The following is a 7,960-nucleotide window of genomic DNA, read 5'->3' as shown; positions in this document are numbered from 1 at the left end:
GGTTGCAACTGAAAGGCGGTACCTGCATCGCCACCCATGGTAATAATATTCCTGAGAATGATACCTTTATGTACTTCTCGGAACATTTCCGGGAAAGAGGGCTGCCTGTTCCCGCCATCATTGGCTGGAATGAGGACCGTACCATCTATTTGCAGGAAGACCTTGGGGATATCAGCCTGCTCAATAAACTGGAAGAAGAAGGCCTTACAGACAAGGTATATGCCCTTTTCAAACAGAGCCTCCATTCTCTGGCGGAGCTGCAGGTAAAAGGCCATGAAGCCCTCGATTACAGCAAATGCCTCACCAACCAGGAGTTTGGCAAACAAGCCATCATGGCTGATCTTCTGTACTTCAAGTACTATTTTCTGGATGCTTTGCGCAAGCCTTACGATAAGCAGAAACTGATCGATGACTTTGAAGCGCTCAGCAATTACCTCACACATACAGAATACAAATACTTCATGTTCCGTGATTTCCAGAGCAGGAATATCCTGGTGAGGGAAAATGGAAAAGTGTATTTCATCGATTTCCAGGGAGGTATGAGAGGTGCACCCCAGTACGATGCCGCCAGTATGATCTGGCAAGCCAGGGCCAATCTTCCTGATGACTGGAAAAACCGTCTCCTGGATGATTATATCAATTCTTTCGAGCAAACCATCGGTCAACCTGTGGACCGGGCCGTGTTCAAAAGCCAGTACAACGGCTATGTGCTCATCCGACTCCTGCAGGTGCTGGGCGCATACGGGTTCCGCGGCCTCTTTGAAAGAAAGGCACAGTTCCTGACAAGCATTCCACAGGCCTTGAGCAATCTCCGCTGGTTCATTGAAAACCAGAGCCTGGGAATTTCAGTTCCTGAATTCAGAAAAGTGCTGGATATCTGCGTGAGTGAAGAGATCATGGAGAGGTTCACTCCCCTCACTGCCACTGAACAGACACCACTCAGAATACGCGTCAACAGCTTCTCTTTTCGCAAAGGACTGCCAACTGATGAGTCCGGAAATGGCGGCGGCTTTGTGTTCGATTGCAGGGGAATCCTCAATCCCGGAAGACAGGAACAATTCAAAGTGATGACGGGCAGGGATAAAGAAGTGAAAGACTTCCTGGAGCAACAGACCCGGATGCCTGAATTCCTCAACAGCGTTTTTGACGTAGTGGACATAACAGTGGAAGACTACATGAAAAGGGGCTTCGAAAACCTGGTGATCAGCTTCGGATGTACCGGTGGTCAACACAGAAGTGTATATGCCGCCGATGCGCTCACACGTCATCTCCGCAATAAATATAAATTACCGGTAACCATTCAGCACCTGGTTCAGGATGCCAAGAATTGGGTGAATACTCCCGAGTAGAAGAAATCTTTTGTAGCATGTATTATCTCGTTTACGGATTATTGTATCTGCTGTCTTTACTGCCAATGTGGGTGCTGTATCTTTTTGCAGATGGCCTCGCTGCCCTGGTATATCATGTTTTCGGTTACAGGAAACAGGTAGTACTGGATAATCTGGCAATCGCTTTCCCCGAAAAGACATTGAAAGAAAGAGAGAAGATCGCAAAGCAGTTCTACCGGAATTTTGTAGACAATTTTATTGAGACCATCAAGATACTTTCTGCCGGAAAAAATTGGCTGACCAAACATTTCCAGATCGATGGAGATCCGTTTGCTCAGGCATACAAAGAAGGCCGTAAATGCCAGATCCACCTGGGACATAACTTTAACTGGGAGTTAGCCAATGTGGCCATGGTGTATTATATGGATTACCAGTTACTGTCTGTTTACATGCCCATCAAAAACAAAGTGATGGACAGGCTTTTCCTGCACCTGCGCAGTAAAACGGGCGTACAAATGTTACCTGCCACCAATATGCGCAATGCCATTGTTCCCTATCGCAACAAGCAATATATGCTGGCATTAGTGGCAGACCAGGCTCCGGGCAGTGTTACCAATGCCTACTGGCTTAATTTCTTCGGAAAACCAACGCCATTTGTACGTGGCCCTGAAAGCGGTGCAAGGGTAGGCAATATTCCTGTCTTCTTTTCTCAGATCTATAAAACCAAACGTGGTATGTACCGCGCCTATTTTGAACTGGGCTCGGATAATCCCCATGACCTCCCGGAAGGCGAACTCACCCGCAGGTATATACGCTTCCTCGAAAATGCCATCCGTAAACATCCTGAAATGTGGCTCTGGAGCCATCGCAGGTGGAAACACCCCTGGAAGGAAGAATACCGCCAATACTGGATCGATACGGAACCGGTGAAATAACCCTGCGCCATTTACCGTGTTTTTCACGGTTTCCATCTGTTCATCAAGTGCTATCCTTGCTGTTGGACCCATTAACCCGGTTCCGCCTATGTAAATACTGAACATGATGGTATCCGGATATAAAAAGAATGTTAACCGGTTGGAAGAAGAATTGCTTCGCGTTCAATTGGAAATCCAGGAGCGTGAACTGGAAATGATCAGGGCAGAGATATTTGACAATGTAGGTCAGGTATTAAGCCTGGCCAAACTTCAACTGAGTACACAAATACAAACGGAGGATGAACACCTCAGCCGGACGATCGCATCGTCCCGTATGCTTGTGGGCCAGGCCATCCAGGATCTCCGTCAGGTAGCCAAACCAGTGACCATTGCAGAGATCAGGGAAAAAGGCCTGATCCATGCACTAACGCATGAAATGGAAACCCTCGGCCGTATCTACAACAGGAAGATTGAATTCACAGTAAACGAAAAAATCGATAGATTCGACATTGCCAGTGAACTGATATCTTTCCGGCTTTTGCAGGAAATTCTGGCCGTGTTCACCGAAGTCAGTGCAACCCGGCCCATTCTTGCAGGAGCAGACCTCCGCGAGAATGATGTCAGGTTCCTGGTAAGCAACAGCCCTGCGCTGCATACCGTACCCCCGGGCATTGTACAGGAAATTCTGCCAGGTGCCCGGCAGATGAGGATCAGAGCTGAAATGATCAATGCTGACCTGCAGTTCTACGGAACGCCGGATGGTGAACTGGTGATCTTCCTGATCCTCCCTTTGACCCATTAATTTTCTTGTATGACAACAAATATTACAGTCGGACTGGTAGATGATCACGTACTTCTCCGTAACGGACTGGCCGCCCTGGTAAAAAATATCGGGCACCAGGTAGTGATAGAGGCCAGCGACGGAAAGGACCTTATTGCAAAACTCCAGGAACAGGCCCATCCGCAGGTGATACTAATGGATATCAATATGCCTGTGATGGACGGATATGAAACGGCAGGCTATCTTAAACAGAATCACCCGGAAATCAGAGTGCTTGCACTTAGCATGTACGACGATGAAGCTGCCATCATCCGCATGCTCAAGAACGGGGCAAGAGGTTATATCCTCAAAGACTCAGATACTCCCGAACTCAAATCTGCCATCGAAGCCGTACTGTCCAAGGGCTTTTATTATACAGAAATGATCACCGGTAAACTACTGCACACCATCAACCAGACGGATGAAGAAAGCACTACCCGCAAAGTCCTCAATCTGAACGACCGTGAAATGGAATTCCTAAAACTCTCCTGCTCGGAAATGACCTACAAGGAGATCGCAGATAAAATGCATCTCAGCCCCCGTACGATCGATGGTTACAGGGATTCCCTCTTTGATAAGCTGAAGATCAAAACAAGAGTGGGACTGGCCATCTATGCCATCAAGCATGGCATTGTACATGTGTAGACCTTACTGGGCCGTCAGTTCTACCGTGGTGCCCATGCCGGGCGCCGTGCGTATCAGTGCTTCATAGCCCGCATCACGTGCGCGCGTTTTGATATTATTGGTGCCATTACCCGGCGTTACTGTTTCCTGGTTGAAACCGGCGCCATCATCACTAACGGAGATATGCAACCGCTTTCCGTCCTGCAGGATCTCTATACGGATATTCCGGCAATTGGCATATTTGATACTGTTGTTGATAGACTCCTTCAGGATCATATACAGGTTCCGCTTCTCCTCCTTGCCCAGCTTATAGTTCCAGGCTGTTTCACTGATATTGCGGGTGAGTGTGATGCCTTGCGCATCACAGAGCGGCTCCGCGAATGTCATTACCCGGGTAATGAGGTGATCAACCGTGTCTTTCTTATCGTCCAGCACCCATATAAGATCCCGGGTGCTTATGATGGCTTGCTGCGTTCCTTCCTTCACTCTTTCCAGGAACACCTGGTTGCCGGGATCAGCCATGGCAAGGTTGGCATGGATCTTTACGCTGTTGAGCGTACTCCCAAGATCGTCATGCAGATCATTACTAAGTTTCCTCCGTATGGCTTCTTCCCTTGATAACTGGTGCAGGCGCATGCGCACAAGGCCCCAGATGATCGCCAGGCAACAAACCACCAGCAATACCTTGAACCACCAGGTCTGAAACCATTTGGGTTGCCAGTGAATGGACATTTCAATGGGGTCCGACCAGACCCCGTCTTCATTAGATGCCCTTACCTGTAAAGTGTATTTTCCGGGACCGATACCTACCAGGTTAAGGAAGGCTTCGTGCCCTCCGTTTTCCCATTGCGTACTCACAGGCAGAAGCTTGTACTGATACCTTACCTTTTCGGGCCCCGTATAATTCACTGCTGAAAAATTAATCGTCACCTGCGATGCATCACTGGGTACCGAAAGCGAGTGCATGAAAATATTCATCGTATCACTGTCGGTATCAGCCGTACTCACGCTGGCATTGGAGAAATACAGCGAGGGTGGTGTATGATTGGAGTTGAACTTTTTCGGATCGATGCGCGTGAAACCATTGAAACCACCCAGAAACAGGTAGCCGCCTGAAATAGCGCCACTGGTTTCTTCGAAGCTGCTGGAATGGAGTCCGTCTTCTTCAAAATAATTACTGGCCTTTCCAGTTCGCATATTGAGTACCGTTATTCCATTGTTGGTGGAAGCAATCAGGGTACTGTCTGATAATTTCATGATCTTGTAAAGCCCAAGGTTGTTGATGCCGTTTTGCTGGGCATATATCTTTTTCAACCTGAAATCATCTGTCAATGTTACAATGCCCACACCATACACAGCAAGCCAGATCCCATTGCCGGTTTCGCAGATATCCATGATCACACTCATGGGCTTTTGTTGCCCGGGTTCCGTGAGCGTGAAGTGCTGCATGCTGTTGTTGCGGGGATCATAAAGCGAGATCACGTTATCACATAGTATCCACAGTCGTTTGCGGCTGTCAGTAAAAAGGCGGTTGATCACATTGCTCTGCAAGCGAGGCCTGTTACTGGTTGTACTGATATTGGTTACGGTATGTGTCTGGTGATTCCATTTGTAGATGCCTTGCTGGTTCTGGCTGGCCATGAAGATGAGTGAATCCCCATAGGAGGCAGCGCTTACCAGCAGATCATGTTTTACTGGCGCCAGTTCCGGGAATTTTTTTTCAAGAGACAATGGTTGTTGTTCGGCATTGAAAAGCTGTAACCCATGGTCTCCGGATGCAATGAACAAACCATCAGGCGCCCTGAATGCTGTAAGGTAGAAGTCGCTTACGGCAAAACGGTTGATGGTGCCGGTCAGGTGGTTGGCAAAGAACAGTGCATCATCGGAACATACTGCTATCACGGAATCTGTAACAGGCAGCAGGCTCATGGAATGTTTGATCCGGTTTCCATTTCCGTTGAGTGAATTGCTCAGCCCCATGAACGGTGAAAAGCGGTTCTTGATCCAGGCCAGTCCATATTGCGATCCCACCCAGATCACCTGTCCCTGCTGGAAGATACAATTCGACTGCTGAAAGAGGTCATGGTTCTCGTAGTTGCGGGTTGGTTGGATCTGTTCGGGATGATCAAGCAGGGTATCTGTCTGAAACAGTCCTTCCTTGCCTCCATACATTACCCGGCCGTTATACACGGATACGGTACTCAGGTAGTCGTTGAGAAAGGAGAGCGAAGGGGTGGTTTGCATTTTTCTTGTATGCAGCAACTGGTTATTGCTTGTTGAAAGGCAACGAAGGCCCACGCTGGTGCTGATCCAGAAAATGCCGGCATGTAGTTTTACATCGGTGAACTGAAAAACCACTCCGCCGAGGTTGAGCTCCCTGCTATCGATCACATCCAGCATCTGTTGCCTTGCAGGATCGTAGATAAGGATGCCTTTTCCGGAAAGAAAGATATAGAGTTTGCCGTCCGGAGTACAATCGATCTTGTCTACAGGATAGTCTGTACCGAGCAGCTCACGCGTATTTAATCTGAATAACACCTCTTCTTTTTGCGTATCAAACGCAATGATCACACCTTCATTGGTTCCGATATAAAGACGGCTGTTCTGTTGCGCCATGCACTTGTACCAGAGATTCGGCTGATCTGTACCATTGGTTTTGATATAATTTTTTACAACCCTTACTGTGCGGAGATCTATCCTTGAAAGGCCGGCGTAAGGGATCAGGGCCCAGAGATATTCGCCTGACTGGTCGAGGCATATATCATATATGTCCTGTCCGGGAAGACTTCTTTCCTGATTCTTGTTGCCGGCGTTGAGGATCTCTATCTTTTTTCCTTCAAAACGGTTGAGGCCGTCCTGGGTAGAGATCCAGAGGAACCCGTATTTGTCCTGCACAATTTTTCTTATATTGGAGCTGGAGAGACCATTGTCTACAGAGATCCTGGTAATAGGAACGAATGCAGTTTCCTGACCTGCCGCCTGGCAGGCAATGATCAGTAAAAAAAGTGTTACCCTCTCATTCTTTCTGACAGCTTTAATCAGACGGTATATGGCAGATAATAAATGCACCTGGACAGTTACGATTGTGGTTATGCATGATGGGGTACATGATCATGTGTATGATGAACTGGAACAAGCTATTCTTCAGCAAGAGCTGGCTGGACGCATAAGGTATGTAATTTATTATTTTTTTCTGCATGAAGGTATTGTGAGGATCAAGGAATTGATTTTTCATAACAATTTTCAGCTGTTGGAAACGGTCGATAGTTATCATTCCGACCTTTATGATCCACAAACCCTCCTTCGTTTTTTCACTGAAACCATCGGCCCTGACCTGCACCTGGTGCCGGGTCACAGGCATATGGTGATCCTGAATGCTCATGGAGCAGGGTTGGGTTTCTTTGCGGATCGCCGCAATGACGGATCCATTCGCATGATCACGGCAGAGCAGCTGGCATCAGTTTTCAGACAGAGTATCGGGAAGGCAGATGTACTGCTTTCCGTCAGTTGCTATACGCAATTACTGGAAACCGGATTCAGTCTGAAAGAAGTGGTTGATCTTTTCATTGCGCCCCAAACCACCATGACGTACTACGGTTTTCATTATGCGAAATTGTTCGGATTGCTGGAAGCCTCACCCTGTGCCGGCCTCCAGGAAATTGCGGACAATGTTACGGATAATTTCCTGTTGAAGTATGCTGAAGAGCCATTTAAAAGTACTGAACTGAAAAGATATGCGGATGAGCAGAACCCCAATCTGGTTTGCATTGCTGCCAACTATCTGAAGGAATATGATGCCATTGTGGATTGTGTGAATGAGCTCACTGATTTTCTGATGCAGGCTTTTGAACCGGGGCAGGAAGATTTGCTGAATGCGGTGATACGGGCCAGGAAGAGCTGCACTGAGCTTACACCATCCAGGTCATTCGGATTTATTGATCTTACTTTTTTCATTGAGCAGTTGTTAAATGAGGCAGGCCAGGTACAGCCTCTGCAGGATATCCATCATCGTTTTCATCTGGTCAGAAAACGCTGTATGGCTTCTTTGCATAAACCGCCAGGCCCGCCTGATCTCTATTCCGTTTCGATGCGAAAAAGAGTACGTTCAACAATGAGTCCGTTATTCCTTTCAATTTTCTTTCCTGCATTTTCCACCACGGCCGACCAGCTGTCGATACGTGAGATTTATTTCTCTGATGACGGCCGGTTGCATTTATTCCGCAGCCGGTGCAGATGGGAAAAGTTCATCAGAACGATTTTCAACAGAACTTAGT

Annotated in this window: 6 protein-coding genes; 5 read left to right on the top strand and 1 reads right to left on the bottom strand. The window is 47.6% G+C overall.

What is annotated here, in order from left to right; all coding sequences use genetic code 11:
* The 4 genes from ACTHMC_RS11795 to ACTHMC_RS11780 form a co-directional block, all read left to right on the top strand.
* Window positions 1-1,349: RapZ C-terminal domain-containing protein (locus ACTHMC_RS11795; RefSeq protein ID WP_440413323.1), on the top strand; the 1,349-nt coding region annotated here is incomplete at its 5' end.
* Between the two features lie 17 nt (window positions 1,350-1,366).
* Window positions 1,367-2,263, top strand: a complete 897-nt coding sequence (locus tag ACTHMC_RS11790; protein WP_440413322.1) for a lysophospholipid acyltransferase family protein — start codon at window positions 1,367-1,369, stop codon at window positions 2,261-2,263.
* 103 nt (window positions 2,264-2,366) lie between these two features.
* On the top strand, window positions 2,367-3,044 hold the full coding sequence (locus ACTHMC_RS11785; protein WP_440413321.1) for a sensor histidine kinase: 678 nt from the start codon (window positions 2,367-2,369) through the stop codon (window positions 3,042-3,044).
* A 9-nt stretch (window positions 3,045-3,053) separates the two neighbouring features.
* Window positions 3,054-3,707, top strand: a complete 654-nt coding sequence (locus ACTHMC_RS11780) for a response regulator transcription factor (RefSeq protein WP_440413320.1) — start codon at window positions 3,054-3,056, stop codon at window positions 3,705-3,707.
* 3 nt (window positions 3,708-3,710) lie between these two features.
* On the opposite strand, the gene ACTHMC_RS11775 is transcribed toward ACTHMC_RS11780, so the two are convergent.
* Window positions 3,711-6,755 carry a two-component regulator propeller domain-containing protein gene (locus ACTHMC_RS11775; RefSeq protein WP_440413319.1) on the bottom strand — a complete coding sequence of 1,015 codons (3,045 nt, stop codon included), beginning with the start codon at window positions 6,753-6,755 and terminating at the stop codon, window positions 3,711-3,713.
* Between ACTHMC_RS11775 and ACTHMC_RS11770 the strand changes: the two genes are divergently transcribed.
* Window positions 6,736-7,959 (top strand): hypothetical protein, encoded by a 1,224-nt coding sequence (locus ACTHMC_RS11770; protein WP_440413318.1) that lies wholly within the window; start codon window positions 6,736-6,738, stop codon window positions 7,957-7,959. The genes ACTHMC_RS11775 and ACTHMC_RS11770 overlap by 20 nt on opposite strands.
* The last annotated feature ends 1 nt before the right edge of the window (window position 7,960 follow it).

This window comes from Pseudobacter sp. (assembly GCF_051955275.1).
In the GTDB taxonomy this organism is placed as follows: Bacteria; Bacteroidota; Bacteroidia; order Chitinophagales; family Chitinophagaceae; genus Pseudobacter.
Note: the sequence above shows the minus strand (reverse complement) of the source record. Positions and strands in the feature narration are given on the sequence as shown.